Annotated in this window: 28 protein-coding genes and 4 tRNA genes; 15 read left to right on the top strand and 17 right to left on the bottom strand. The window is 68.2% G+C overall.

Annotation, left to right across the window (positions count from 1 at the left end; all coding sequences use genetic code 11):
• Positions 1 to 26 precede the first annotated feature (26 nt).
• On the bottom strand, positions 27 to 932 hold the full coding sequence (locus AC0NZN_RS01430; RefSeq protein ID WP_474590483.1) for a sulfurtransferase: 906 nt from the start codon (positions 930 to 932) through the stop codon (positions 27 to 29).
• Between the two features lie 115 nt (positions 933 to 1,047).
• Between AC0NZN_RS01430 and zapE the strand changes: the two genes are divergently transcribed.
• The 3 genes from zapE (at position 1,048) to AC0NZN_RS01415 (ending at position 4,146) form a co-directional block, all read left to right on the top strand.
• Positions 1,048 to 2,091, top strand: a complete 1,044-nt coding sequence (gene zapE / locus AC0NZN_RS01425; protein WP_474590482.1) for a cell division protein ZapE — start codon at positions 1,048 to 1,050, stop codon at positions 2,089 to 2,091.
• Between the two features lie 166 nt (positions 2,092 to 2,257).
• Complete coding sequence (locus AC0NZN_RS01420) at positions 2,258 to 3,526, top strand: ammonium transporter (RefSeq protein WP_474590481.1); 1,269 nt, start codon at positions 2,258 to 2,260, stop codon at positions 3,524 to 3,526.
• 92 nt (positions 3,527 to 3,618) lie between these two features.
• Positions 3,619 to 4,146 (top strand): type II toxin-antitoxin system PemK/MazF family toxin, encoded by a 528-nt coding sequence (locus AC0NZN_RS01415; protein ID WP_474590480.1) that lies wholly within the window; start codon positions 3,619 to 3,621, stop codon positions 4,144 to 4,146.
• A gap of 1 nt (position 4,147) precedes the next feature.
• On the opposite strand, the gene AC0NZN_RS01410 is transcribed toward AC0NZN_RS01415, so the two are convergent.
• The 4 genes from AC0NZN_RS01410 to AC0NZN_RS01395 form a co-directional block, all read right to left on the bottom strand.
• Positions 4,148 to 4,777: a response regulator gene (locus tag AC0NZN_RS01410; RefSeq protein WP_474590479.1), complete on the bottom strand. Its 630-nt coding sequence runs from the start codon at positions 4,775 to 4,777 to the stop codon at positions 4,148 to 4,150.
• Positions 4,774 to 6,006, bottom strand: a complete 1,233-nt coding sequence (locus tag AC0NZN_RS01405; protein WP_474590478.1) for a sensor histidine kinase — start codon at positions 6,004 to 6,006, stop codon at positions 4,774 to 4,776. The genes AC0NZN_RS01410 and AC0NZN_RS01405 overlap by 4 nt, the downstream gene beginning before the upstream one ends.
• A complete protein-coding gene (locus AC0NZN_RS01400) occupies positions 6,003 to 6,407 on the bottom strand; it encodes a hypothetical protein (RefSeq protein WP_474590477.1) in 405 nt (134 codons plus the stop codon). The genes AC0NZN_RS01405 and AC0NZN_RS01400 overlap by 4 nt, the downstream gene beginning before the upstream one ends.
• 122 nt (positions 6,408 to 6,529) lie before the next feature.
• Positions 6,530 to 6,605, bottom strand: a tRNA-Val gene (locus AC0NZN_RS01395).
• Positions 6,606 to 6,756: 151 nt separating this feature from the next.
• Between AC0NZN_RS01395 and AC0NZN_RS01390 the strand changes: the two genes are divergently transcribed.
• The 3 genes from AC0NZN_RS01390 (at position 6,757) to AC0NZN_RS01380 (ending at position 7,067) form a co-directional block, all read left to right on the top strand.
• Positions 6,757 to 6,829, top strand: a tRNA-Gly gene (locus AC0NZN_RS01390).
• Positions 6,830 to 6,880: 51 nt separating this feature from the next.
• A tRNA-Cys gene (locus AC0NZN_RS01385) sits at positions 6,881 to 6,954 on the top strand.
• Between the two features lie 38 nt (positions 6,955 to 6,992).
• A tRNA-Val gene (locus tag AC0NZN_RS01380) sits at positions 6,993 to 7,067 on the top strand.
• Positions 7,068 to 7,140: 73 nt separating this feature from the next.
• Here the strand turns inward: AC0NZN_RS01380 and AC0NZN_RS01375 are convergent.
• Both AC0NZN_RS01375 and AC0NZN_RS01370 read right to left on the bottom strand, forming a co-directional pair.
• Positions 7,141 to 7,350 (bottom strand): hypothetical protein, encoded by a 210-nt coding sequence (locus tag AC0NZN_RS01375; RefSeq protein ID WP_474590476.1) that lies wholly within the window; start codon positions 7,348 to 7,350, stop codon positions 7,141 to 7,143.
• 56 nt (positions 7,351 to 7,406) lie between these two features.
• Positions 7,407 to 7,553, bottom strand: a complete 147-nt coding sequence (locus tag AC0NZN_RS01370; RefSeq protein WP_474590475.1) for a hypothetical protein — start codon at positions 7,551 to 7,553, stop codon at positions 7,407 to 7,409.
• A gap of 1,018 nt (positions 7,554 to 8,571) precedes the next feature.
• Here AC0NZN_RS01370 and AC0NZN_RS01365 point away from each other — a divergent pair.
• Complete coding sequence (locus AC0NZN_RS01365; protein ID WP_474590474.1) at positions 8,572 to 8,769, top strand: hypothetical protein; 198 nt, start codon at positions 8,572 to 8,574, stop codon at positions 8,767 to 8,769.
• A 44-nt stretch (positions 8,770 to 8,813) separates the two neighbouring features.
• Positions 8,814 to 9,323 carry a hypothetical protein gene (locus AC0NZN_RS01360; protein ID WP_474590473.1) on the top strand — a complete coding sequence of 170 codons (510 nt, stop codon included), beginning with the start codon at positions 8,814 to 8,816 and terminating at the stop codon, positions 9,321 to 9,323.
• A 180-nt stretch (positions 9,324 to 9,503) separates the two neighbouring features.
• Here AC0NZN_RS01360 and AC0NZN_RS01355 read toward each other — a convergent pair whose 3' ends face one another.
• From AC0NZN_RS01355 to AC0NZN_RS01320, 8 genes are all read right to left on the bottom strand, one after another.
• Positions 9,504 to 11,000, bottom strand: a complete 1,497-nt coding sequence (locus tag AC0NZN_RS01355; protein ID WP_474590472.1) for a phage major capsid protein — start codon at positions 10,998 to 11,000, stop codon at positions 9,504 to 9,506.
• Between the two features lie 398 nt (positions 11,001 to 11,398).
• On the bottom strand, positions 11,399 to 11,626 hold the full coding sequence (locus AC0NZN_RS01350; protein WP_474590471.1) for a hypothetical protein: 228 nt from the start codon (positions 11,624 to 11,626) through the stop codon (positions 11,399 to 11,401).
• 101 nt (positions 11,627 to 11,727) lie between these two features.
• A complete protein-coding gene (locus AC0NZN_RS01345) occupies positions 11,728 to 11,997 on the bottom strand; it encodes a WhiB family transcriptional regulator (protein WP_474590470.1) in 270 nt (89 codons plus the stop codon).
• On the bottom strand, positions 11,990 to 12,535 hold the full coding sequence (locus AC0NZN_RS01340) for a hypothetical protein (protein ID WP_474590469.1): 546 nt from the start codon (positions 12,533 to 12,535) through the stop codon (positions 11,990 to 11,992). The genes AC0NZN_RS01345 and AC0NZN_RS01340 overlap by 8 nt, the downstream gene beginning before the upstream one ends.
• Positions 12,532 to 12,822: a hypothetical protein gene (locus AC0NZN_RS01335; protein ID WP_474590468.1), complete on the bottom strand. Its 291-nt coding sequence runs from the start codon at positions 12,820 to 12,822 to the stop codon at positions 12,532 to 12,534. Before AC0NZN_RS01335 ends, AC0NZN_RS01340 begins: the two co-directional genes overlap by 4 nt.
• Positions 12,823 to 12,890: 68 nt before the next feature.
• Positions 12,891 to 13,088 carry a hypothetical protein gene (locus AC0NZN_RS01330; protein WP_474590467.1) on the bottom strand — a complete coding sequence of 66 codons (198 nt, stop codon included), beginning with the start codon at positions 13,086 to 13,088 and terminating at the stop codon, positions 12,891 to 12,893.
• 299 nt (positions 13,089 to 13,387) lie between these two features.
• Entirely contained in the window at positions 13,388 to 13,768 is a 381-nt protein-coding gene (locus AC0NZN_RS01325; RefSeq protein ID WP_474590466.1) for a hypothetical protein, read from the bottom strand.
• Positions 13,769 to 13,854: 86 nt separating this feature from the next.
• On the bottom strand, positions 13,855 to 15,009 hold the full coding sequence (locus tag AC0NZN_RS01320) for a tyrosine-type recombinase/integrase (RefSeq protein ID WP_474590465.1): 1,155 nt from the start codon (positions 15,007 to 15,009) through the stop codon (positions 13,855 to 13,857).
• Between the two features lie 504 nt (positions 15,010 to 15,513).
• Here AC0NZN_RS01320 and AC0NZN_RS01315 point away from each other — a divergent pair.
• From AC0NZN_RS01315 to AC0NZN_RS01300, 4 genes are all read left to right on the top strand, one after another.
• Entirely contained in the window at positions 15,514 to 16,761 is a 1,248-nt protein-coding gene (locus AC0NZN_RS01315) for an acyltransferase family protein (RefSeq protein WP_474590464.1), read from the top strand.
• A gap of 66 nt (positions 16,762 to 16,827) precedes the next feature.
• Positions 16,828 to 17,343: a glycine cleavage system transcriptional repressor gene (locus tag AC0NZN_RS01310; protein ID WP_474590463.1), complete on the top strand. Its 516-nt coding sequence runs from the start codon at positions 16,828 to 16,830 to the stop codon at positions 17,341 to 17,343.
• A 284-nt stretch (positions 17,344 to 17,627) separates the two neighbouring features.
• Positions 17,628 to 19,556: a threonine--tRNA ligase gene (gene thrS / locus AC0NZN_RS01305; protein WP_474590742.1), complete on the top strand. Its 1,929-nt coding sequence runs from the start codon at positions 17,628 to 17,630 to the stop codon at positions 19,554 to 19,556.
• Positions 19,553 to 20,119, top strand: coding sequence for an HIT family protein (locus AC0NZN_RS01300; protein WP_474590462.1), 567 nt, complete (start codon positions 19,553 to 19,555; stop codon positions 20,117 to 20,119). Before thrS ends, AC0NZN_RS01300 begins: the two co-directional genes overlap by 4 nt.
• 30 nt (positions 20,120 to 20,149) lie before the next feature.
• On the opposite strand, the gene pdxY is transcribed toward AC0NZN_RS01300, so the two are convergent.
• On the bottom strand, positions 20,150 to 21,001 hold the full coding sequence (pdxY, locus tag AC0NZN_RS01295) for a pyridoxal kinase PdxY (protein WP_474590461.1): 852 nt from the start codon (positions 20,999 to 21,001) through the stop codon (positions 20,150 to 20,152).
• Positions 21,002 to 21,042: 41 nt separating this feature from the next.
• Complete coding sequence (locus AC0NZN_RS01290; protein ID WP_474590460.1) at positions 21,043 to 22,353, bottom strand: aminotransferase class I/II-fold pyridoxal phosphate-dependent enzyme; 1,311 nt, start codon at positions 22,351 to 22,353, stop codon at positions 21,043 to 21,045.
• A gap of 138 nt (positions 22,354 to 22,491) precedes the next feature.
• Between AC0NZN_RS01290 and pdxS the strand changes: the two genes are divergently transcribed.
• From pdxS to AC0NZN_RS01275, 3 genes are read left to right on the top strand one after another with little or no spacing between them, the layout of a single operon-like run.
• Positions 22,492 to 23,397, top strand: coding sequence for a pyridoxal 5'-phosphate synthase lyase subunit PdxS (pdxS, locus tag AC0NZN_RS01285; RefSeq protein WP_474590459.1), 906 nt, complete (start codon positions 22,492 to 22,494; stop codon positions 23,395 to 23,397).
• Positions 23,394 to 23,987 carry a pyridoxal 5'-phosphate synthase glutaminase subunit PdxT gene (pdxT, locus tag AC0NZN_RS01280; protein ID WP_474590458.1) on the top strand — a complete coding sequence of 198 codons (594 nt, stop codon included), beginning with the start codon at positions 23,394 to 23,396 and terminating at the stop codon, positions 23,985 to 23,987. The genes pdxS and pdxT overlap by 4 nt, the downstream gene beginning before the upstream one ends.
• A 37-nt stretch (positions 23,988 to 24,024) precedes the next feature.
• On the top strand, positions 24,025 to 24,546 hold the full coding sequence (locus AC0NZN_RS01275; RefSeq protein WP_474590457.1) for a hypothetical protein: 522 nt from the start codon (positions 24,025 to 24,027) through the stop codon (positions 24,544 to 24,546).
• Positions 24,547 to 24,550 lie beyond the last annotated feature (4 nt).

Genomic DNA, 24,550 nt, shown 5'->3' with positions numbered 1-24,550 from the left:
CCATGGCTCACCACGCAGGCCTCTGGTCAGCGCCGAGCGGGAGCCTCGCCGGGCTCCGCACCGGTCGCGATCGGCACGCGAACCGCGCTGCCCCACTCGGTCCAGGAGCCGTCGTAGTTGCGCACGTCGTGGAAGCCGAGCAGATGCTGCAGCACGAACCACGTGTGGCTCGACCGCTCGCCGATCCGGCAGTAGGCGACGACGCTGTCGCCGTCGGCGAGGCCGGCTTCGCCGCGGTAGATCGCATCCAGCTCGTCGCGGCTCTTGAAGGTGCCGTCCTCGGCCACCGCGCGACCCCACGGGACACTGCGCGCCGTGGGGATGTGCCCGGCGCGGAGCGCTCCTTCTTCGGGGTACGCGGGCGCCGAAGTGCGCTCGCCGGTGTACTCCTCGGGGGAGCGCACGTCGATGAGCGGCGAGCCGAAATGCGCGAGGACGTCGTCCTTATAGGCGCGGAGCACGCTGGCGTCGCGCTCGACGACCGGGTAGTCGGTGCGCTCGCGCACCGTCGGCTCGGTCGTGATCGGGCGGCCCTCCGAGATCCAGCCGTCGCGCCCGCCGTCCAGCAGGCGCACATCCTCGTGATCGAACAGCGAGAAGACCCACAGAGCGTACGCGGCCCACCAGTTGTTCTTGTCGCCGTACACGACGATCGTGTCGTTGCGGGAGATGCCCTTGCGGCGGAAGAGCTCGGCGAAGCCCGCACCGTCGACGTAGTCGCGGACGACCGGGTCGTTGAGCTCCGTGTGCCAGTCGACCTTCACCGCTCCGGGGATGTGCCCGGTCTCGTACAGGAGGACGTCCTCGTCGGACTCGACGACGACCAGTCCGGGCTGTCCGAGCCGTGCCTCCAGCCAGTCCGCCGTGACGAGACGCTCGGGGTGCGCGTACTCGGCGAACTTGGCGGACGACGTGTCGAGATCGACGGTCACGGTGGTGCTCCTCGGATCGGGTTGACGGGCGACGCGGCTAGGGTTGATGGCGTCGTCTCGACCCTATTCCGCCGCGCGCGCGTCGCGCCCGATCGTTAAGAACAGCGTCACACGAATGGCCAGCGCCTCAGCAGCATCCGGACAAGCCGGAGTCGTCCACCTCGCCGAGCGCATGCCACAGCTGGGCGGCGCGGACATGATCGCATCGCTTGTGCCGCCGCCCCAGTTCGCCGACGCGACGTTCGAGTCGTATCGCGCCGACGCCGCATTCCCCTCGCAGCAGTCGGCGAAGGAGACCCTCCTGCGCTTCGCGGGGATGGGCGCCGAGCCCGCCAAGGGCGGGTTCTTCCGCCGCGCGAAGAAGGACCCCGCGCCCAAGCCCGGCGTGTACCTCGACGGCGGCTTCGGCGTCGGCAAGACGCACCTGCTCGCCTCGATCTACCACGCGATGCCGGCACGCCGGAAGTACTTCGGCTCGTTCATCGAGTACACGGCCCTGGTGGGCGCGCTCGGCTACCAGAAGACGGTCGAGCTGTTCCGCGGTTCCGATCTGCTGTGCATCGACGAGTTCGAGCTCGACGACCCCGGCGACACGATGGTCATGACGCGTCTGCTGGGCGAGCTCGTCGCGTCAGGGACGCGCCTGGCCGCGACATCCAACACCCCTCCGAACGCCCTCGGCGAGGGTCGGTTCGCGGCGCAGGACTTCCTGCGCGAGATCCACGCGATGGCCGAGAACTTCGACACGATCCGCATCGACGGCAACGACTACCGACACCGTGCACTGGACGGACACGCGGCGGTGCTCGAGGACTCCGCGTACGAGACGGCGATCGGGGATGCCGCCACCCGCGGTCTCGCATCCGACGACGCGTTCGCCGACCTGATCGCGCACCTCGCTCGCGTGCATCCGTCGCGCTACATCCGCCTGCTCGACGGGCTGGACCTCATCGGCCTGCGCGCCGTCGCGCCGCTGGACGACCAGTCCGCGGCGCTGAGGTTCGTCGCCTTCGTCGATCGCGCGTACGACGCGCAGATCCCGATCCGGGCCACCGGAACCAGCCTCGATCTCGTGTTCGGCGAGGAGATGCTCGGCGGCGGCTACCGCAAGAAGTATCTGCGCGCGATCTCGCGTCTGGTCGCCCTCACGCTGGATTGACGCGCGGGGCCGCGAAACAGGATGTTCACACATGTGAGGGTCTCGTAACCGGCCCGAAACACAGACACCGGCCACTCGAAACCTCCTCTCAGGAAACTCGCATCACCAGGTCGCGGACTCCCGCACCCGGTGGTTTACCCGAGATCCACCTGAGAGGCAGTTCCCGATGCATCTACTGGCAGCAGCCGCCGCCTACGACGCCAAGACCGCAGTGAACTCGCTGTGGCTCCTCGTCGCCGCGGCGCTCGTACTGCTCATGACCCCCGGGGTCGCGTTCTTCTACGGCGGCATGGTCAAGGCGAAGAGCGTCATCTCCATGATGATGATGAGCTTCGGCGCGATCGCGCTCGTGGGTGTCCTCTGGATGCTCTACGGCTACGGAATGGCGTTCGGCACCCCGCTCATCCCTCACGTGCTCGGCAACCCGTTCGACGGGTTCATCGGGCTCCAGAAGTTCCTCGGCATCGGCGCAGACGGTGCGATGAACCCGGACATGAATTCCCTCGCATTCGTCGGCTTCCAGGCCACGTTCGCGATCATCACCGTCGCGCTGATCTCCGGTGCGATCGCCGACCGTGCGAAGTTCGGCGCCTGGATGGTGTTCGCCGGCATCTGGGTCACGGTCGTCTACTTCCCGGTCGCGTTCTGGGTCTTCAACCTGCAGGACGGGTGGCTCGCCAGCGTTCTGCACGTGAACGACTTCGCCGGTGGTACGGCGGTGCACATCAACGCCGGCGCGGCGGGCCTCGCACTCGCACTGGTGCTCGGCAAGCGCGTCGGCTTCCAGAAGGGCATCCAGAAGCCGCACAACGTGCCGCTGACGCTTCTCGGCGCCGCGCTCCTGTGGTTCGGCTGGTTCGGCTTCAACGCCGGCTCCGAGGCCGCTGTCGACGGCGTCGCCGCGATCGCCTGGATCAACACACTCGCGGCGCCCGCCGCGGCGACGATCGGCTGGCTGATCGTGGAGAAGATCAAGGACGGCAAGCCCACCTCGATCGGTGCGGCATCCGGTGCCGTCGCGGGCCTCGTCGCGATCACCCCCGCCTGTAACATCCTGACGCCCGGGTGGGCGATGGTCCTCGGCCTCATCACGGGTGCGATCTGCGCGATCGCCATCGAGATGAAGTGGAAGCTCGGCTTCGACGACTCGCTCGACGTCGTCGGCATCCACCTGGTCGGCGGTGTCATCGGCACGCTGTACATCGGCATCTTCGGCGCCGGCATCGGCCTCCTGGACACCGGTTCGTTCCAGCAACTCGGCGTGCAGGCGATCGGCGCCTTCAGCGTCATGATCTACTCCTTCGTCCTCGCCTACGTCATCGGGTGGATCATCCAGAAGACGATGGGCTTCCGCATCACGAACGAGGACGAGATCGCCGGCGTCGACACCGTCGTTCACGGCGAGGAAGGCTACCTGCTCGACGCGAACGTGTGAGGTCTCTGTCCTCGACGTGACGAGGGGCGCTGCGTACCCGACGCGGCGCCCCTCGCGCGTGTTCCGGCGGCCGCGGCCGATATCGTGAACTGGTGGCCCGTGGCATCCTCTCGGCGATCGCCGACTTCTTCCGACCCGCTCGACGCGGATCGCGGCAGGCTGCGCCCACGGCACCGTGGGGAGAGAACCTTCCCGGCAGCTCCGGGCCGTCTGCCACGATCGAGATCGCTCCGCCGGGCCGCTCCGCGCTCCGCATCACGTACGCGCCCGCGCGGGACTCCGATCCCGACGCCGGCGAAGTGGTGTGGACCTGGGTCCCGTACGCCGAGGACGACGGACGGGGGAAGGACCGTCCGGTGCTCGTGATCGGGCGACGGGACGCCGACACCGTGTACGCCGTGAAGCTCACGAGCAAGGCGCACGACGGGCAGCGCGACTTCCTGCCGATCGGCTCAGGACCGTGGGACTCGCAGGGGCGACCGTCGTGGGTCGATCTCGACCAGTTCTACCTCGTGCACAATCAGGGGATGCGTCGCGAGGCCGCGGCCCTGGACATCGCTCGGTTCACACGCGTCGCCGCCGAGCTCCATCGCCGGTACGGCTGGGCGGCGGGGAACTGATTCAGAGGATGCCGCGGCGGTGCGCCGCATCCACCGCCGCCGCGCGGTCGGATACCCCGAGCTTCGCGTAGACGTTGAGCAGATGCGTTTTCACGGTCGACTGCCCGATGAAGAGGGCACGGCCGACAGCGGCGTTCGTGTTGCCCTCCGCCACGAGGCGGAGCACCTCGCACTCCCGCTCGGTCAGAAGGTCGGCCGCGGGATCCGGATGCACTCCGCGAACGAGCATCGCCGCGATCGAGGGCGCCAGAACGGGCGCCCGTTGTGCTGTGGAGCGCACGGCCGCGATGAGCTCGTCGCGACCCGCATCCTTGAGCAGATACCCCGTCGCCCCTGCTCGCAGCGCGGCGGTCGCCTCGTCGTCGGAGTCGAAGGTGGTCAGGACCAGGATCGGCGTGTCATCACCGTCGGCGCGCAGAACCCGGATCGCCTCGGTCCCGGTCATGTGCGGCATACGCAGATCGAGAACGAGGGCGTCCGGACGCAGCGTGCGCGCCAGGTGGACCGCATCCGACCCGGTCTCACCCGTGCCGACCACCTCGATGCCCGTCGCGGCAGAGAGCATGCCGACGAGCCCATCCCGGACGACCGGGTGGTCATCGACGACCACGATGCGGATGTCGTCTGTCATCGTTCGGCCCTTCGGGTTCGGGGCGTCGGAGGAGCGAGAGGGGCGCGTGCCGTGACGACCGTTCCACGCGATGAGCTCTCGATGTCGACGCTGCCGCCGACGGCCGCCATGCGGTCTCTCATCGCCGTGAGCCCGTAGCCGCCCGCTGCGTGCGGGCCGTGTGTGGCCGAGGGATCGAATCCGCAGCCGTCGTCCGCCACGTCGAGGACCAGAGCATCCGGGAACCACGTCAGCGTGACCGATGCGAGGCTCGCGTGAGCGTGCCGCGTGACGTTGGCGAGCGCCTCCTGCAGGACGCGCACGATCGCCGCCGCGACCTCGGGGCCCGCCGTGCCCGTCGCGTCGGGCAGCGAGAGGCGCGTGGCGATCCCTGCGCGAAGGCCCCAGTCCTCGGTCGTGCGTCGAACGGCGGCCGTGAGGTCCGCGCCTTCCAAGACGGAAGGTGCGAGCTCGACGACCGCACGGCGGGTCTCGCGCAGGCTCTCGCGCGCGATGGCTGCCGCCTGTTCGAGATGCCGGCGGTCGTCGGGGGACAGCATCCATTCGTCCGAACCGGAGATCGCGTCGAGCTGGGTGATCACGCCGACGAGGCCCTGGGCGACGGTGTCGTGGATCTCGCGGGCCAGGCGCTGACGTTCGTCGGTGCGCGCTTCCGCCCGCGCCTGGGCGATGAGCTGCTCCCGGAGGCGCTCGTTCTCGTCGAGTGCGCGACGCCGCTCATCCGCGAGAGAGCGCATGCTCTGGTAAACCCAGGCGAGAATGCACATCCCGCCGACGTTCACGAGCAAGATGGCCGCGGAGACCGCAAGGTGGGCGGCATCTGGACCGCGCAGCCCGTCCGCCTGGGCGACTGCGGCCAGCACCGCGAACGCCGAGACGGCGACCAGACGCCACGGCCAGACGACGACCGCGAACGAGTACACGTAGCCCACCAGCGCGAGGGAACCGTACCAGGGGGCGATCGCGGTGAGGGCGCAGAACAGGGCAAACAGTCCCGCGACGAAGAGTCCCATCGCACCGGGGTTCGTCCGCAGACGGCGCGGGAGGGTGAACATGCCCAGCATCCAGAGCAGGCTGCCTGCGAGCAGCACGTACGTGGCCGGCGTAGCGGATCCGTCCGAGAGGGTGAATCCGACGACGACGGCCACGATGACGTAGGGGACGCCTTCGACGACGATCCGGCCCATGCGATCGCCGCGTGCGCCGCTCAGATACTGGACCGACGTCATCCCTCTCCCTTCGGCGAGCCGACGGATGCCGCCGCACGACGCGACAGGACGAGAACGCACACGGCGAGGAGCAGCAGTCCGCACATGATCTGCTCGACGACGAACCACAGGGGCAGCAGGCCGGGGATCGAGACCACCACCGCAATGGCGACGACCATGACGATGACGACGATGCGCCACCGGAGGAGGCCAGGAGAGCTGCCGCGGACGGCCTGCGTCGCGAACACGAACATCAGTATGCCGGTCGCGGCGACGATCGAGCCACGGATCCACGCACCCGCGCCGGCCTGCGCAGGTGCAAGAGAGGACAGGATTCCGAGGACGACCAGGGCGAGCAGGCTCAGGACGACGTAGCAGGCGACGAGCGCGCGGGCGATCGAGAGGCGCGAGGTGATGTTCATGCCTCCAGCATCGACAGCGACCGTCCGAATCGGATCGACCACAAGGCCCGACGCCATCCACCGATCGGTTGATGGAGCCCAGGCGGGGAATGACAAAACCCCCGGTCATCCGGGGGTTTCAGTGGTGGGCGATACCAGACTCGAACTGATGACCTCTTCCGTGTGAAGGAAGCGCGCTACCAACTGCGCCAATCGCCCGTGGCCCTCAGGGCCGAGACTCGATGCTACCCGAAGTCATCCTCCGCCGCGAACCGAGGGTGAGACACGCGCGAGGTGCGTCCGGTTTTGCGCCGACGCGAGAATCGTCTAAAGTAAAACAAGTGCCCGGCGGAAACGTCGGAAACAGAATGCGGATGTAGCGCAGTTGGTAGCGCATCACCTTGCCAAGGTGAGGGTCGCGAGTTCGAGTCTCGTCATCCGCTCGAGTGCGGGGATCTCCACGGAGATCACGCCGTGGGGTTCGCACCACACGCGGTGGCGTGGCCGAGCGGCTAGGCACCGGCCTGCAAAGCCGTTTACACGGGTTCGAATCCCGTCGCCACCTCCACTCCCGGTCATGACCGGACAACTCAACAGCCTGTACAGGCGCGATTGGCGCAGCGGTAGCGCGCTTCCCTGACACGGAAGAGGTCACTGGTTCGATCCCAGTATCGCGCACCAAGAAACCCCCGGAAATCCGGGGGTTTTCTCGTTTCGGGATGACACGTGCAATATACGTGCAATAGCGCGCGTCTTACGCAAGGGGTCTGATCGTCACTCCGGCAGCGGCCCACACCTCGAGTTCGCCGGACCGCTCGATCGCGTGGTGGAGTTCGCCCGCCTCGTAGAAAGCGGCCCCGATCGCGAGGTTCATGTTTTGTGCATCGGCGGGGAGCTGTGAGCGCGGGATCCGCCGAGACGTGCCGTCTTGTTGGAAGCAGAGCACTTCGTTGGGGTTGATCATGGCGCCGACGCTACAGGGGGCGGGCTAGCGTCGGACAGCATGAACCAAGCTCCTACCTAGGCGCGCCACGCATCATGCTGCTGAGCCTCTTCGAGAGCGATGATGCGGTCGTGCAGCGCGACGAGCGCTTCGGCGAACGCGGTGTCGCCCCGCGAGTGAGTATGCGCATTGATCGCATTCCTGATTCCGTCGTCAGTGATCATGGATCACCTTCCTGACGGAGGTACTTCCTCCGTCGTTTCGGAGTGTAGGTGAGGGTCTCCGTGGTCCGGCGCGCATAGCAGGGGCTGTCGGGGATCATGTGACGGGGGAGGAGATCCGTCTCGAGGCTTGGCGGTTGCCCCGGGGGTTACAAGCGCTGGGAGCGGCGATAGGTAGAGATCTACCAGGCGTCTCGTCGCTCATTGAGCGGTTCACACGCAGACCTCCAGATCCATCCGCGGTGCTCATGCCCGTCGATGTCCACGACCACATCGACCGCATTATCGGTCCAGCGGCGGATCCTCACGGTCGCTCTGACATCGGCGTCCCCGAAGCGGAGCCAGGCAAGACCCCACACGTCTGTGCGGTCGGGGACCGTTGTCAGCGGGACCGCACCGTACCGGACCTGGCGGGGTGTGAGGGACTGCATCGGGCCGCTCTGCGCTGCCTCGCGTAGCTGCCGCTCCTCAGCGAGTTGCCCCGCGTGGTGCGGGTAGCGTCTGTTCGTCCCCACGAATGTCCATTGTGCCGCGGTTCATTCGGCTCGAACATCCGTACGCCTCAAGAGCCCCAGACCCGTACACGGGCTTTTGTTTGACTGGCGGGTCATTGGCGATGCCGAGGCCGGTCGATCGAGGGATGGCCCCCCGTGCCGTACGGCCTACTCCTTGTTCGCCAACGCCTGCGCTAGGTCGTACTGCGAGTGAGCGAGCTCGGCCACGGCCTTCGCTAGGTTCATGGTCGCCTGATCGTTCGTTTGGCCCATCGCGCCCTCTGCCCACCTCTTGGACTTCGCAGCGTGGTCGCGCGCCGTCATATAGCTCATCGCGATCTCCTTCCTCTGACCGCCGATCGTATCGGCTGACGCGGATTGTCCGGCCCGAGCCTTACGACCAGCGGCTCACGAGGTTGCTGATGCCCATACGGATTGATGACGCCGTATCGGGCGACGTGGATCGAATTTGTAAGCGCCTACTGGCCGGACTATCCGTGTCCGTGGTTCGTGTGCATAATGGCCCCATGACGATGATCGCGAGCTTGCCAGAGGTCGCCGAGGTCAGCCAGGTGGAGGGTCGTGCTGCGCTCGACAGCCTCGCGCGCCGCGATCTCGGGATCAGCTTCGACGAGTTTCTAGTGCGTTTGAACCGAGGCGAGTACCAAGGATCGCGAGACCGATCGGTCCGCCGCCTGATCATGATGCTCCCACTAGCCGTGTAGGCGAGTTGCCTGGTCGCAAGCCGTACGAGGCGTACTCAGAGTTTGTGGCGCCGATCCAGCGCGCGGTGTCGTGTGTGTCCCACGAGCGCGTAGTCGTCTCGCATGGGGGCAGAGACGAACTGGACAAAGACAAGCTCCTCACGGTGGGGAGCCTTGACGGAGACGGGATCGCGCTCGGCGACCTGACGCTCTCTGTCAAGCTGCACTATCGCATCCTTCGTGTCGAGGGTCAGCGCCGCCCCTATAAGGTGCAGACGACGTCGTACCAACACGAATTGCAGCGCGGCGACGTGCCGCTCTTCGCCATGCACTGGCATCCAGACCGGAACAGTCCTTACACGCTCACCCACGTCCATCTCAACCTCGTGGGTTGCCCGCGTGACGCCTACGATATGCACTTGCCGACGAGCAGACTCAGCGTCGAGGACGCGATCGAGTGGGCGATTTGTCTAGGAGCGCCTCCCTTGCGCGCTGATTGGAGCGAGATCGTCGGCTCTTCGCGCCGGCAGCACATGTCGCATGCAAGCTGGCTCGACCGGGGACCCGTGCGCTGAGGCGGCCTCGAGGTCATCAGCGCCGGGGGTGAGGGGTCGGAGCGGACCCCCGCCCCCCGGTGCTGCTGCGGCGCAGGTCGGGTCTACGGGCTGAAAGGACACCCTCGCCGGCCTTCGCTCCCCTGTCGGCTCGGATCAAGGTACAAGCCGTGGGGTGACGTTGACGCCGTGTCGGGTGACTCACTGGACGGTGAGCACCCGGAACTGCGATGCGTCGAGCACGTCGGACCCGACGCGCCAGTAGGTGAACCATCCGCCCTGGCCGCTCGGGCGTCCGGTGGCCTGGTCCTGGAGCAGCGGCTCGAAGATCATGACGGTGCCGATGCGGTCGACGATCTGGAACTTATCGAAATCGCCGGCCACGAGGATCTTGCTGCCCGTGGTGGTCGTGGCGACCATGCTGGACGCTTCGGCCACCTGGAGCCCGAGGACCTTCGCCGGCGAGCCTTCGCCGAGGTTCGTCCAGTACGACGAGCCGCCCGCCGTGTCGAACTGACGGGTCTTGTTGATGATCGCGATGTTCCCGACAACCGCGGGGCTCTTGCCCATGCGTGCGCGCGCGGGAAGGGCCTGCTGGAGGGCGTAGATGTCGGCGAGCGCGTACGTGTTCGCAGCGGCGGTCGTGACCGAGGTCGTCGCTGCGGTGACGATGCCCTTCGGCACGCCGCCCGTGCCGGCGCCCGTCGCGAACGCGGCGCTCTCGAGAAGGTTCTTCGCGTCCGCGAGGAGCTCCGGCAGCTGGTCGCCGATGTTGGTGTCGGCGATCGCCTCGTATGAGCCGAACATCCACGCGGCGGCCTTCTGAGGAACGATGGGAAGCTGCCCGAATGTCGGCGTCGCATCCGCGGCGACGCCGTTCTCCGTGAGCCACTGGGCGGTCACACCGGCCGACGCGACGCCATTCCACGAGTTCGTCGTGGTCTCCGCGTGGCGGGCCAGCTGACGGAACGGGTTTGCCGCGCCGTTGTTCTGGACCACGATCGACGGGTCCAGGGTGAACGGCACCAGGTAGCCGCCGTTCGCGCCTGCGCCGACCGCGAGGGCGGTGCGGGCACTCTCGGTGCGCTGGAAGGCGAGCTGCTCGTCGATCGTCCACATCAGATGTCCGGTGACGGGATTCTTGAGCGCCTTCTCGAAGGCGCTGCGGTAGTTCGGATCGCTCGCGGCGATGACGAGCTCGGCGGCCCCGGGCTCACGTGGGTTGTCGACCATCTCGGACAGCCGGTTGCGCGCCGACTGCGGGATGCCGACGACAACCTCGAGGACGTCCTGCGCGCGTGCGCGCAGACCGTCCGGGCTGTCTGTGCGTGCGATGTCGGTGCCGAGGTCGCGCCAGGGGTTCGACCGGTTGCGGCGGACGTCGGCGTAGTCGCCTGCGCGGAATGCGCCGTCCTCAACATGGGCGTTCTGGTAGGCCTCGCGGAGCTTGTCGACCGCCGCGGCGCGCGCCTGGGCGGCTGCCTCGCGATCCATTCCGCCGTTGGCGGCGGCGATGAGATCCTTGAGCTCCTGCCCCTTCGCGCGTGTGCCACGCTCGAGACGGTCGAGACGCTGGGCCTGGCCCGCGGGCATCTTCGACGGGTCGTCGCCCCATGTGGCGCGGATCTGTTCGGCCTCGTCGTGCATCGTGGAGATGGTGTCGCCGAGGCGGTCGATATCGGTCTGGGTGATGGTCATGATGTCCTCCTGGACATGCTGCGCACACCGTCAATCCGGCGTGCAGCGGATATGGATCGACCGGTCCGGGGCAGGCCACTGATGGGCGAACCGCAACGGACTCTGTCGAGGCTGGCATATCCAGGCGATTCGGCAGACCCTCCGTGGGTGAACCTAACGCGAAGACGCAACGGCGACTTGTCGAGATTCATTCTACCGCTCACCTCGGACATTTGTACGAGCGGCGCGCTGGCGGGCCTGATAGTCCTTGACGCGGGCGAGGAGCACGTCGCGGTCGCGCGCGTAACGCTCACGAGCGGCGCGCAGGGTGCAAGCCTTGCAGATCGAGCCATTCGATCGACCGCGCTTCCGATAGAAGTCGGACAGCGGCTTCGCCTCGCCGCAGCTAGTACAGCGCTTCACGAGATCGCCCCGTCGTTGAGCCAGGCCCAGGTGGTCACGCCGACGACCGCGCCGCCCCACAAGAGTTCGACCGCCTCCGGGTCGTCCGCGCCCGTCCGCAGGCGCATGCCCGGCTCGACTCTGGCGAGGAGCGCGCACTCCGCGCGGCGTTCCGGCGTCAACGCCTCGAGAGCGCCCTCGGTGAACTCCCGGATGCGGTCCTCAACCGCGTTCTGCTGATCCATCTCGATCCCTTCAGCTTGAAACTTGGACACGTAAAAAAAGCGGTTTGACTGGCGGGTCACGACGAACCGGCGGTGACCGGTCGAGGACCCCCGCCCCCGGGTCATGGCTCCTCCGGGCGCGGCTGCCGCATGCTGCGAGGGTTGTAGTACCTACCTGCCCACATGCCGGCGGTCGGGTGTGCTGCACGCGCGTACGCGGCGCAGGCGGCTCGGAGCGGGCAGTGTGCGCAGATGATGCGCATGCCGTCCACGTCGGCCGGCTCGAGGTCGTGCTCGTCGAGGACGAACCGGTCATCACCGCGGCATGGTGCCCGCTCCTCGTCGAGTGCGGCGGCCAGCATCGCGTACTGCTTCGCTCCCGGGTTACGCACGGGGACCGCCGATCACAGCACCTGGCGCATCCGGACTCAGCCACTCGTCGGGCACACCAGGCATCGCCGCAGGCCAGTCGTCGAGAATTTCGCCTGTGCGCTCGTCGAGAGCTTTGCTGTTGTCCTGGCCTTGCCTTGCCTGGCCTTGCCTAGCCTGTGCAGTACCGGGGTACGTGTCCCCGGGTACGTCCTCGGGGACAGTCCGCCTGGCAGCGCGTTGGCGGGCCTTCTTCTCGCGCTGAACGCGCCGGGCGTTCTCGAGGATCTGGAACTCGGAGCGCGTCGTCTGCGTCGGCTCGTAGTCCGTCATCATCCACCCGTCATCGGTGACCGTCCATAGGCCGGCGGCGATGAGGCGCGGGATGCTGGCCGGGGTGAAGCGGGGGATGAACTCGAGGTCTTCGGCGACGATGCGGCCGTCCGTTCGGTTTTCGACCATGAACGCGCCCGCCGTGATGAAGGCCTTAAAGTCGTCACCCGAAAGCGTCATCACGCGACGGTCGTTCAGCCACCGGCCCGGAAATCGGAAGTCGCTCATGAGGCGGCCCCCGACATCGCGTCGAGCCAGTTGCGCAGCGTCCTCACGTCGGGGGCGACGATCTGCAGGCGGACCCCGTCCGGAAGGCTCAGGCCGTAGGTTGGGGTGGTCGCGCTGACCACGAGCTGCACCGTGGTGCCCGCAGTGATGCCGGCTACGCCTCTGTGGATGCGACGCCCGACCTCGCCGAACCCCCACCCGTCGATAGGCGACCCCGTGTCGGGCGCTCCGGGGTTCGTGAGATCGATGCGGATGCATCCGAGGACGTCGGACGGCCGGAACTCCACGGTAGAATGGCGGTGTCGCTTGCCAGCAGACGTACCGAGCCCTCGCCCCCGTGCGGGGGCTTCGGCGTTCACGGTGCACCTACCGCGCGACCGGAGGCGATGAGGCTCTCGAGGTTGACGCGGATGAGGCGGGGGCCGAAGCGCTTGGCTTCGACCTCGCCGCGCGAGATCATGCGGCGGATGGTGTCAGGGCTGGTGTCGATCGCGGTCGCTGCGGCGGGGATCGTAATCCAGCGCTGAGAGCCGGAGACTGAGAAAGGGTCCACGAAATCACTCCAAAGTGTTGGAAGTGATCAAGTGGTGCCAGAGTCTGAGGGCCGCGCCTCCCGCTGGAAGCGATTGCCCCAGGTCCTCTACCGTCAGCTTTGACGAATCTCAGGGTCCGGATTGATCAGGCTGGGCGTACGCCCCTGTGCCATGTCTGAAGATTAACACGCGGGAGAGTGCACAAGCTGGTTTGTCCAGGCAGGTCGGGGGGAATACCCAGGTCGGGCGGGCGAGTCGCCCGGAAGACAGCGAAAAGGCGCCCCCCTTCGTCTGGGGCGCCTTTCGATCCGTGGCCCGGTCAGGCCGCGGCCTCGTGGAGCGCTTGCCAGGACACGGTGACCTCGTGTACATCCACGCCGCCGATCGCGTCCTTGAGCACATTGTTGGCCAGGCAGCAGGCGTGGATGAGTGGCAGGTCGATGATCTTGTTCTCGGACTCGCTCCAGATCGTGCACTCCATCGCCCCGCGTGTGAGGATCCCATGCGCGTAGCGATCGACGCGGCTCACCCACGCTTCGAGCCGAGGGATATCCGCGGGAACGCCGATATCCGCGTGCCTGCCTTCCAGCTCGTACTGCCACGAACCGTCTGTGTCACTGAAGGGCTCGACGCTTACGGCCCAGTCGGGCAACTCGCCGGGGTATGCGGGGGCGTCGGGTGCGACAATGTTGTCACTCATTGGAATCAACTCTCCTCTGGGGTATAGCCCTCGTCGCTCTTGCCAGCGGCGCGGCTTCTTTCATGGCGGCGAGATGCCGCCAAGTCTCACGCGAGGTCAGACATGCGCCGCGCAAGCTCTTCGTCACGGCCAGCCGTGTGTTGATACCGCATGGCAGCTGCGACGGTCGCATGTCCGAGCCGCGCCTGTAGTTCCTTCAGCGTTGCGCCCGCCAGAGCGGCCCGTGTGGCCCCGTAGTGGCGTAGCGCGTGCCACGGCATGTCCGGGCGGCCTGCGGCCCTCCTGGCCGAGTTCCAGTGCTTGTAGAACGACGACTGTGACAGGTGCGTCACACCATCCGCCGCGGGGAACAGCAGAGACTCCGGGAACCGTCCGACGTTGTCGCGCAAGTGCTGCTCGACAATCGCGTTCACGTGCGGCGGAAGCACGATGGTTCGGACGCCGGCCTCACTCTTCGTCGCTCCGACGATGAACCCTTGCCCCGTGACGTGGGTTACCGCGCGCGACACGTTAACGACGATCACCTCGAGCCGGTCGGACTCCATGACGAGCTCAAGATCCTTGCGACGTAGCTCCGTCAGTTCGCCGTACCGGACACCGGCCCAGGCGGCGAGGATCACCGCGGCCCGATACTGCGGGCCGATCGCATCCACGATGGCTTGCAACTCGGCCGCGGTGGGCGGTTCGACCTTCTTCCCTGTCGACGCGGACGCAGCGCCCTTGATCTGGCACGGGTTCGACTTCAGCCGCCCATCCTGCACGGCGGTCGTGAGTATCGCCTTCAGTAGCTCGTAGGCGCGAGCCGCCTGCGTCTTCGTGCCCGCCTTCACGAGATTCGAGTACCAGAGACGCACACCGTCGGGGGATATGCCCTGCAACCGCATGTCACCGAACTCAGCAAGCGGCCCCGCAACGAGTCGCCGGTACTCCGCGGCGGTGCGCGGGCGTAGGTGGTCGCCGTGCCGGTTCGTGCGCGTCGAGATCCACTGCTCCGCGTAAGCCGCGAACGTGTCCGCGACGGTCTTCTTCGCCGTGGCCTTCGCCTCGTGCGAGGCCCATGCGCCGTCTGCGATTTCGACACGACGGTGCGCGAGCCACCCGCGGGCATCGTCAATCGCGTCGAACGTCTGCGGTGCGGTGTACCGGTTGCCGTCAGGGCCGACGTACGACGCCTGGTATCGGCCGGATGGCAGCTTGCGCACTGCGCCGAACGACTCGCGTCGCTTCCGCGTCTTCGCCATGACGACGCCCCCCATCGTGCAACACCGTGCAATATCTCGTGCGGTGTCCTGCTGTTTCCTGCTATCCAGTGACCTTAACACTGGATCGCGTTAACCCGCAAGATTACCGGGAAAATCCGGGTGTCATAAGGGATCGCGGCGGGTCGTGACAGTAACGCCGATACAGTTTCGATCCCAGTATCGCGCACCAAAGAAAGCCCCGCTCAGCGGGGCTTTCGTCGTTCATGAGGCTGTTCTCCTGCAGGGGATGCGGGAGGCGTGTCGACGCCCTGGCCGCTGTGCAGTATGCGCAGATCACAGGTGGCCGCTCGCGGGGGATCTTGTCGTTCCCGCGACGCTGTCGACGGGAAGGCGCACTCCTGAGCTTCACACCGGACGTCCACGAGGCGTCCAGGGTGGGTCGGTAACGTCCGAACCACCGCCAAGCACCATCCGGTCGCCCACCGGCGGGTCGCTCTCGGAGTGATATCGGGTCGACCGGCCGTGATGGCTGGGAGGCTACCGATGAGCACCGCGACCACGACGATCGAGCGCAGCGAGCGGGTCGCGCCGGATCCGAGGCCGAGTGCCGTCGCAGCGGCAGACGCTCCGAAGTCATCGAGCAGACTTGCCGCCCTCGACGGGCTGCGCGGGCTCGCATGCCTCGTTGTGCTCGTCCATCATGCGTTCCTGACGACCCCGATCTTCTCCGCCGCATCCACGAACCCGGTGGCCGCGCGCGCTGCTGCGAACCCGGTGGAGCTGGCCCTGACCTGGTCACCCCTGCACATCGTGTGGGAGGGGGCGGGTGCGGTCTGGGTCTTCTTCGTGCTCAGCGGCTACGTGCTGGTGCGACAGGTGCGGGAACCGGCATCCTTCGACTGGGTCGCTTACTATCCGCAGCGCCTGGCGCGCCTGTATGTGCCGGTGCTCGCGGCCGTCGGCCTGGCCGCCGCGCTCATCACGGTCTTCGGCAACGCGGATCACGGCACGATGGCGAGCGCGTGGATGCAGCGCCGTGCCGACGACATCACCGTCAAGGGCGTCCTCTACGACGGGACACTGCTCGATGGCGCCGGCTTCACCGCCTCACCGCTGTGGTCGCTGCAATGGGAGGTCTGGTTCTCGCTGCTGCTGCCGCTCTTCGTGTTCGCGGTCCACCCGCGCCAAGGCGCGCGTCGCCCGATGTGGCTGGCTCTGGCGGCTCCGCTCGCCGCCGTCGCGATCTTCATGCTCGGTGGTGCGCAGTACCTCGCGGTCTTCCTGGTCGGCGCGGTGCTCGCAGCGGCGAAGGACCCCATCGCGGCGGCCGTGGAGCGGCTCACGCGCGCTCGCTGGTCCGCGGTGCTCGTGTGGTCGGCGTGCGCTGTCTGGGTGCTTGTGATGCTTCCCGCACGGTGGACGCTCGCCGGCATCCCGGCGGTGCCGAGCTCGAGCTATCTGCCGCTCTCCGTCTCTGCGGCGGCCGTCGTGCTGGTCATGGCGCTGCACTGCCGCGTCGCCACCCGTGCCCTGACGACCCGCGTGCTGCTGTGGTTCGGCGCGGTGTCGTTCAGCCTGTACCTCGTGCACGAGCCGATCCTCGTGTCGATCGCGAAGGTCTTCGGCGACGGGCGGCTGTGGATCGCGCTGCCGCTCGGGATGGCGACCGCGATCGCGGTGGCGTCCGGGTTCTGGATGGCGGTCGAGCGACCGGCGACCGCGCTGTCGCGGTGGATCGGGCGCGCCGTCGCGAGCCGCCGCACCGCACCCGAGCCCGTCCGCGTGCCGTGAGCCAGCGGGTGTCGCGGGTGCCCGGACACCTGTGAAGGGGATGCCGCGGCCCCTATGCTCGGTGCCATGGCCAAGCTCGTGCTCACCGTGGTCGGCGACGACCGTGCCGGTCTCGTCCAGTCCCTTGCCGATGTCGTCACGGCGCACGGAGGCAACTGGGAGACGAGCGAGCTTGCCGAGCTTGCGGGGGCTTTCGCCGGCATCGTCCTCGTGTCCGTCCCGGACGGGCGCGTCGAAGAGCTGACCGCGGCGCTGGACGGACTCGACGGCATGATGCAGGTCGCTCTCCACGCGGGACGTGCGACGGCAGAGCGCGACGCCGGTCGCCGCATCACGTTCACCGTGCTCGGGAACGACCGTCCCGGCATCGTCAAGGACGTCACCACCGCCCTCACCCGGAGGGGCCTCACGATCGACCTCTTCTCCAGCCGCACGCGCGAAGCGCCGATGGCCGGAGGCACGTTGTTCGAGGCGTCGCTCGCCGCGCGCGTGCCGGACGGCGTGGACGAGCTCGGCGTCGTCCAGGAGCTCGAGCAGCTCGCGGCGGAGATCCAGGTCGACATCGCGTTCACGGACGAGTGACGCGGCACGCCGAGTAGGGTGGGTTCATGCAGACTCGCCGGATCGTCTTCTTCGCGACCACCCTCGCGGGTGCGGTCGCGGGCGCCGGCACGCGAACGCGTCAGGCCTGAGCGGGCGGGATGCCGCGGCATCCGAAGCTGAGCCATGCCGGGCCGGAGCCTTTCTGCGCCGCCCGGTAGCCTTGATCCGAGCCACATCTCTGGAGAGTTCCCGTGTCTGAAAACGCCCAGCCGTCCTATCCGACAGATGGCTTCGCCCTCTTCCCCGATCGCTCCGTCGTCGCCATGCGCGTGGACGGCGAACTCAAGGACCTCGCCGCGGTCCTCGACGAGACGGACGAGGTCGAGCCGGTGACCATCGAGAGCCCCGAGGGGCTCAGCATCCTGCGCCACTCGACCGCGCACGTGCTCGCGCAGGCGGTCCAGCGCATCAAGCCCCAGACGAATCTCGGCATCGGGCCGCCCATCACCGACGGGTTCTACTACGACTTCGGCACCGAGCACCCCTTCACCCCTGACGACCTCAAGGCCATCGAGAAGGAGATGCAGCGCATCGTCCGCGAGGGTCAGCGGTTCGTCCGGCGCGTCGTGACGGATGACGAGGCACGGGCCGAGCTCGCCCACGAGCCGTTCAAGCTCGAGCTGATCGGCCTCAAGGGCGGGGCCGACAAGACCGAGGGCGCGTCCGCCGAGGTCGGCGCCGGAGAGCTGACCATCTACGACAACGTCGACCCGCGCACCGGGGAGACCGTGTGGAAGGATCTCTGCCGGGGTCCGCATCTGCCGTCCACCCGCCTGATCGGCAACGGCTGGGCACTGCAGCGGATCGCGGGTGCGTACTGGCGGGGCAGCGAGAAGAACCCGCAGCTGCAGCGCATCTACGGCACAGCCTGGCCCACCAAGGACGAGCTGCGCGCCTACCAGCAGCGCCTCGAGGAGGCTGCCAAGCGCGATCACCGCCGCCTGGGCAAGGAGCTCGACCTCTTCTCGTTCCCGGACGAGATCGGCTCGGGCCTCTCGGTGTGGCATCCGAGGGGCGGCATCATCCGCCAGGAGATGGAGCAGCACGCGCTGCGCCGCCACCGAGAGGGCGGATACACCTACGTGTACACGCCGCACATCACCAAGCGGGACCTCTTCATCGAGTCGAACCACCTCGTCACCTACAAGGAGGGCATGTTCCCGCCCATCCGCCTGGACGAGGAGCGCGACGAGCACGGCGAGATCACCAAGCAGGGCATCGACTACTACCTGAAGCCGATGAACTGCCCGATGCACATCCTCATCTACCGCGAGCGGGCCCGCAGCTACCGAGACCTGCCGATGCGGCTGTACGAGAACGGCACCGTCTACCGCTACGAGCTGTCGGGCGCGCTGCACGGGCTCACCCGCGTCCGCGGCTTCACCCAGGACGACTCGCACCTGTTCGTCACCCCGGACCAGCTGGAGGAGGAGGTCGGGCGCGTCCTGGAGTTCGTCCTGTCGATGCTGCGCGACTTCGGCCTGACCGAGTTCGAGCTCGAGCTGTCGATGCGCGACGACGAGAAGGAGAAGTGGATCGGCGACGAGGAGCACTGGGCCCTGGCCACCGACGCGCTCCGCCGGGTCGCCCAGGCATCCGGACTGAAGCTCACCGAGGTGGAGGGCGAGGCCGCGTTCTACGGTCCGAAGATCGACCTGAAGACCCGCGACGCGATCGGTCGCACCTGGCAGCTGTCGACGGTGCAGCTCGATTTCAACCTGCCCGAGCGCTTCCACCTCGAGTACACCGGCCCTGACGGCGAGAAGCACCGACCGGTGATGATCCACCGCGCGCTCTTCGGCTCGGCCGAGCGGTTCTTCGCGATCCTGCTCGAGCACTACGCGGGCGCATTCCCCGTGTGGCTCTCGCCGATCCAGGTGGTCGGCATCCCGGTCGCCGAGGAGTACGCGGACTACCTCGGCGGCGTCGTCGAGCAGCTGAAACTCGCAGGCGTCCGCGCGGAGCTCGACCACAGCGCCGACCGCATGCAGAAGAAGATCCGCACCCACACCACGCAGAAGGTCCCGCTCATGCTCATCGCGGGCGAGCAGGACCGCGCCGCCGGCACGGTCTCGTTCCGCTTCCGCGACGGCTCTCAGGAGAACGGCGTGCCGGTGGATGACGCCATCCGCCGCATCCTCGATGCGATCTCGTCGCACGCGCTCGTGGACGCCGCGGAGGATCTCGCGTGACCGATTCCGGGACGCCTGCCGAGCACGTCGTGGGGCTGGACGACACCTCGCGGCCGGCCGGCGTCCCGGACGGCTTCCAGCGGCTGTGGACCCCGCATCGGATGGTCTACATCCAGGCGGGGCCGGAGCCGCTCACGCACGACTGCCCGTTCTGCTCCGCGCCCGCGAAGCCGGACGAGGAGGGGCTCATCGTGGCCCGCGGAGAGCACGCGTATGCGCTGCTGAACCTGTTCCCGTACAACTCGGGGCACCTTCTCATCTGCCCGTATCGCCACGTCGCCATGTACGACCAGGCGACGAAGGACGAGGTCGCGGAGATCGCAGCCCTCACCCAGCAGGCGATGCGCGTGCTGCGCACGGTGTCGCGCTGCGACGGGTTCAACATCGGCATGAACCAGGGCGCCGTCGCCGGCGCCGGCGTCGAGCAGCACCTGCATCAGCATGTGGTGCCGCGGTGGAACTCCGACGCCAATTTCTTCCCGATCATCGCGCGCACGAAGGCGCTGCCGCAGCTCCTCGGCGAGGTGCGCCAGGCCGTCGCCGACGCCTGGGCTTCGGCCTGAGACAGCGGAGCGCAGGCGACGCGGTGCGAGTCAGCGCACCTGCGTGACCTCGAACTGCATGCGGGGGTGGGCGTACGACTCCTGCGCTTCGACGAGCTGCAGCTCGCGCTCGCCCGACCGGTGGGTGCGCTCGAGCAGGTCGAAGACGCTGGATGCCGTGCGGGCCAGGGCCGTCGCCGCATCCCCCGTCGAACGGTGGTGCGCCGTGAACAGCGCCGCCGTCACGTCGCCGGAGCCGTTCGCCTTCAGCGGCAGCAGGGGAGTGCGCACGATCCAGGCGCCCTTGTCGTCGACCGCGAGCATCTCGATCGTGTCCGCAGGGCGGTCCGGCCGCTCGACGCTCGTGACGAGCACCGTGCTCGGGCCGCTCGAGCGGACTAGGTCGACGCTTTCCAGGGTCGCCTCGAGCGTGTACGGCGACGTCCCCGTGAGGTAGCCGAGCTCGAACTGGTTGGGTGTGACGATGTCCGCCGCGGGCACCACGCGGTCGCGCAGAAGGTCCGGGATCGCCGGGGCGACGAAGCATCCGGACTTCGCGTTGCCCATCACCGGGTCGCAGGCGTAGATCGCATCCGGGTTCGCCGCCTTCACGCGGGCCACGGCTTCAAGGATCACATCGGCGATGCCCTCGCCGCCCTGGTATCCCGACAGCACGACGTCGATCTGCGGCAGCACGCCGCGCTCCTCGATGCCGGTGATGACGTCGCGCACGTCGTCGGGACCGATCAGGGGCCCGCGCCACGCGCCGTAGCCGGTGTGGTTCGAGAAGTTCACCGTGTAGACCGGCAGCACCTCCACTCCGATGCGCTGCAGGGGGAACACGGCCGCGGAGTTGCCGACGTGCCCGTAGGCGACGGCCGACTGGATGGAGAGGATCTTCACCTCTCGATCATTTCATCAGCGGTCGAGAGTCATCCTCGCGGTCAGGCGACGGCGCGGACGGATGCGGCGATGTCCGCGGCGAGCTGTCGGGCATCGTCGTCCGACAGGTCGTGCACGGTCAGGCGCAGGCGGTGCGACGGCCCGGTGGGAACCAGGTCGAACTCGTCGCCGGCGCGTGCGAGCCAGCCGCGCCGCATGAGCTGCTCCGACACCGCGCGCGCAGGGACGGGTGCCGTCACCCACAGATTGAGCCCGTCCTGCGGACGGACCGGGATGCCCTCCGCCGCGAGCAGCTCGGCGAACGCGGCGTTGCGCGCCGCATAGTGCTCGGCCGCCGCATCCACCCGATCCCGGGCCTCCGGATCTGTCACGAGGGCGTGCGTCAGCCGCTGCAGGAGGTGGCTGACCCACGTCGTCCCCGGGGTGAGACGCAGGGCGAGCCGCTGGGCGGTCTCCGGATCCGACGCCGTCACGGCCAGGCACATGTCCGGTCCGAGGAACTTGGACACCGAGCGCACCAGCGCCCAGCGCCGGTGCTCGGGGCCGATCAGCGAGTGGTAGGCGGTGCGGGAGAGCATCGAGTAGTGGTCATCCTCGATCACCAGGACGTACGGGTGCTCGTGCAGCACCTCGCGCAGCGCCGCCGCGCGCTCCGCGGTGAGGCTCGCACCCGTGGGATTCTGCGCTCGCGGCGTGCAGACGATCGCCCGGACTCCGTGGGCGAGCGCGGCGCGCAGTCCGTCGACCGTCATCCCCTCCGCATCCACCGGGACGGGGACCGCCCGGTACCCGCCCATGCGCACGGTGTGGATGCTGGCGAGGAAACACGGATCCTCGAGGGCCACGGCATCCTCGCGGGTCAGCGCCTGGGCGAGGAGCCGCTCCACCGCGTCCGCCGCCCCGCTCGTGATCGTGAGACGGATGGATGCCGGCGCCAGGCCGGCGCTCATCCACTCGTCGGCCCACCGTTCGAGATCCGGATCGATCACCGGCTCGCCGTACAGGACCGGTCGGCCTGCGATGGTCGCGAGCGCTCGCGACGGATCCGGGATGAACGAGGGATCTGGGTTGCCCGTGCCGATGTCGCGCAGCACCGTGTCGGCGAAGCCCTCCTGAGCGACGGGCGCCGGTCCGGCCACCCGCGTGCCTCCGCGCCCGAGTGTGACGACCAGCCCGGCGACCGTGAGCTGGCGGTAAGCCGCGGCGACCGTGTTGCGGTTCACACCGAGGCTTTCGGCGAGCGTCCGCACCGGCGGCAGGGCATCCCCGGAGCGCAGACCGCCGCGCTCGACGAGGGCGCGCAGGCTGTCGGCGATCTCGGATGCGGAGCTCCCGCGGATGTCGATCGTCATGGATCCTCCCGGGTGGGGACGGCTGTCCCTGCCATGCTATCTTTTGGCCTAGGCCAATGTTCCGCATTGTCAGCGGGCGTTGTCCGCCTCACCGTGTAATCGGCCGCCCGCCCGTGCGGCCCACCGAAGGGAATCCTCGTGACTGCACTCGATCTCGCAGGAACCGACACCGGTACGAGCCGCGTCAAGCGCGGCCTCGCCGAGATGCTCAAGGGCGGCGTCATCATGGACGTCGTCACGGCCGACCAGGCGAAGATCGCGGAGGATGCCGGCGCCGTCGCCGTCATGGCCCTCGAGCGCGTCCCGGCCGACATCCGTGCGCAGGGCGGCGTCTCGCGCATGAGCGACCCCGACATGATCGACGGCATCATCGAGGCGGTCTCCATCCCGGTCATGGCGAAGGCCCGCATCGGCCACTTCGTCGAGGCGCAGGTGCTGCAGGAGCTGGGCGTCGACTACATCGACGAGTCCGAGGTGCTCTCGCCCGCCGACTACGTCAACCACATCGACAAGTGGGGCTACACGGTTCCCTTCGTCTGCGGCGCCACGAACCTCGGTGAGGCCCTGCGCCGCATCAACGAGGGTGCGGCCATGATCCGATCCAAGGGCGAGGCCGGCACGGGCGACGTCTCGGAGGCCACGAAGCACATCCGCAAGATCACCGGGGAGATCAACGTCCTCCGCTCGATGTCGAAGGACGAGCTGTACGTCGCGGCCAAGGAGCTGCAGGCGCCCTACGACCTCGTCGCCGAGGTCGCGGCCACGGGCAAGCTCCCCGTCGTGCTCTTCGTCGCCGGCGGTGTGGCGACCCCCGCGGACGCCGCGATGATGATGCAAATGGGCGCGGACGGCGTCTTCGTCGGCTCCGGCATCTTCAAGTCCGGCGACCCGGCCAAGCGCGCTGCGGCGATCGTGAAGGCCACGACGTTCTACGACGACCCCAAGGTCATCGCGGACGTGTCGCGCGGCCTCGGCGAGGCGATGGTCGGCATCAACGTCGCCGACCTCCCCGCGCCGCACCGGCTCGCCGAGCGCGGCTGGTGAGCAGAGCTCCACGCGTCGGGGTTCTCGCTCTGCAGGGTGACGTGCGCGAACACGCCCGCGTGCTCGACGGGCTCGGCGCCGAGGTGACACTCGTGCGCCGGCCCGGCGAGCTCGCGGCGGTGGACGGGCTCGTCCTGCCGGGCGGGGAGTCCAGCGTCATCGACAAGCTGAGCCGCGCGTTCGGGATGCAGGCACCCCTGCGCGACGCGATCGCCGGCGGCATGCCCGTCTACGGGACCTGCGCCGGTCTGATCCTCCTCGCCGATCGCATCACGGACGGCATCGAGGGGCAGGAGACATTCGGCGGTCTCGATGTCGTCGTGCGCCGCAACGCGTTCGGCAGCCAGGTCGACTCCTTCGAGACCGACCTGGATGTGCCCCTGGTCGGCACGGCGCCTGTGCACGCCGTCTTCATTCGCGCGCCGCTCGTGGAGAGTGTCGGCGCGAGCGTCGAGCCGCTTGCGGCCCTCGAGGACGGACGGATCGTCGCCGTCCGGCAGGGCTCGCTCCTCGGAACGTCCTTCCATCCCGAGGTGACGGGCGAGCTGCGCTTCCACGAACTCTTCCTCGACATGGTGCGGGCCGCCTGAGGGGCGGCCCGGCCTGCATCCGAATACCCTGGCAGGCATGGCCATCAACGAATGGTGGGGTGACCGGCCCGAGGAACGCTACTGGATGATCGCGCCCTCGCGCGGTCAGGTCGGTGAGGCGCTGTCCGCGCCCAAGGCCGACGACGTGCGGCGCTTCGAGTGGTCCCACGAGCTCGTGGCATACACCGAGCCCGGCGACACGCTGTTCGTGTGGGACCGCACGCTGGCGCAGCCCGGCTTCGGCGGCTGGGGGCGCGTCGTCGGGCCGCTCGGCCAGGAGACGCGCCATCGCGACGGCGAGGACCTGGCGCACTGGCGGATGCCGGTCAGCGACACGCTGCGCCTCGCGAAGCCGATCAGCCTCGTCTCGCTCCGCCGCGTGGGCGGCGAGATCGTCGAGATCCGCAACCGGCTCGAGCGCGATGTCGACGGGCCCATCTACTTCCCGTTCATCGGCGAGGCGGAATCGCTCGTGCCCGCTCCGGCGTACATCGCGAAGATGCCACGCGACCTCGTCGCCCTGCTGTCCTCGCGATTCGGCTTCGAATTCGTGCTGTGACGCC

It is taken from the genome of Microbacterium sp. sgz311019 (assembly GCF_056135325.1).
Note: the sequence above shows the minus strand (reverse complement) of the source record. Positions and strands in the feature narration are given on the sequence as shown.

Coding starts and splice junctions, on each gene's coding strand:
- AC0NZN_RS01275 (WP_474590457.1), top strand. CDS start 24,025: ATGGCCATCAACGAATGGTGGGGTGACCGGCCCGAGGAACGCTACTGG.
- AC0NZN_RS01350 (WP_474590471.1), bottom strand. CDS start 11,626: ATGGATCAGCAGAACGCGGTTGAGGACCGCATCCGGGAGTTCACCGAG.
- AC0NZN_RS01290 (WP_474590460.1), bottom strand. CDS start 22,353: ATGACGATCGACATCCGCGGGAGCTCCGCATCCGAGATCGCCGACAGC.
- AC0NZN_RS01310 (WP_474590463.1), top strand. CDS start 16,828: ATGGCCAAGCTCGTGCTCACCGTGGTCGGCGACGACCGTGCCGGTCTC.
- AC0NZN_RS01355 (WP_474590472.1), bottom strand. CDS start 11,000: ATGACCATCACCCAGACCGATATCGACCGCCTCGGCGACACCATCTCC.
- AC0NZN_RS01420 (WP_474590481.1), top strand. CDS start 2,258: ATGCATCTACTGGCAGCAGCCGCCGCCTACGACGCCAAGACCGCAGTG.
- zapE (WP_474590482.1), top strand. CDS start 1,048: ATGGCCAGCGCCTCAGCAGCATCCGGACAAGCCGGAGTCGTCCACCTC.
- AC0NZN_RS01320 (WP_474590465.1), bottom strand. CDS start 15,009: ATGGCGAAGACGCGGAAGCGACGCGAGTCGTTCGGCGCAGTGCGCAAG.
- thrS (WP_474590742.1), top strand. CDS start 17,628: ATGCGCGTGGACGGCGAACTCAAGGACCTCGCCGCGGTCCTCGACGAG.
- AC0NZN_RS01340 (WP_474590469.1), bottom strand. CDS start 12,535: ATGAGCGACTTCCGATTTCCGGGCCGGTGGCTGAACGACCGTCGCGTG.
- AC0NZN_RS01370 (WP_474590475.1), bottom strand. CDS start 7,553: ATGATCACTGACGACGGAATCAGGAATGCGATCAATGCGCATACTCAC.
- AC0NZN_RS01315 (WP_474590464.1), top strand. CDS start 15,514: ATGAGCACCGCGACCACGACGATCGAGCGCAGCGAGCGGGTCGCGCCG.
- AC0NZN_RS01365 (WP_474590474.1), top strand. CDS start 8,572: ATGACGATGATCGCGAGCTTGCCAGAGGTCGCCGAGGTCAGCCAGGTG.
- AC0NZN_RS01410 (WP_474590479.1), bottom strand. CDS start 4,777: ATGACAGACGACATCCGCATCGTGGTCGTCGATGACCACCCGGTCGTC.
- AC0NZN_RS01400 (WP_474590477.1), bottom strand. CDS start 6,407: ATGAACATCACCTCGCGCCTCTCGATCGCCCGCGCGCTCGTCGCCTGC.
- AC0NZN_RS01405 (WP_474590478.1), bottom strand. CDS start 6,006: ATGACGTCGGTCCAGTATCTGAGCGGCGCACGCGGCGATCGCATGGGC.
- AC0NZN_RS01325 (WP_474590466.1), bottom strand. CDS start 13,768: ATGAGTGACAACATTGTCGCACCCGACGCCCCCGCATACCCCGGCGAG.
- AC0NZN_RS01375 (WP_474590476.1), bottom strand. CDS start 7,350: ATGATCAACCCCAACGAAGTGCTCTGCTTCCAACAAGACGGCACGTCT.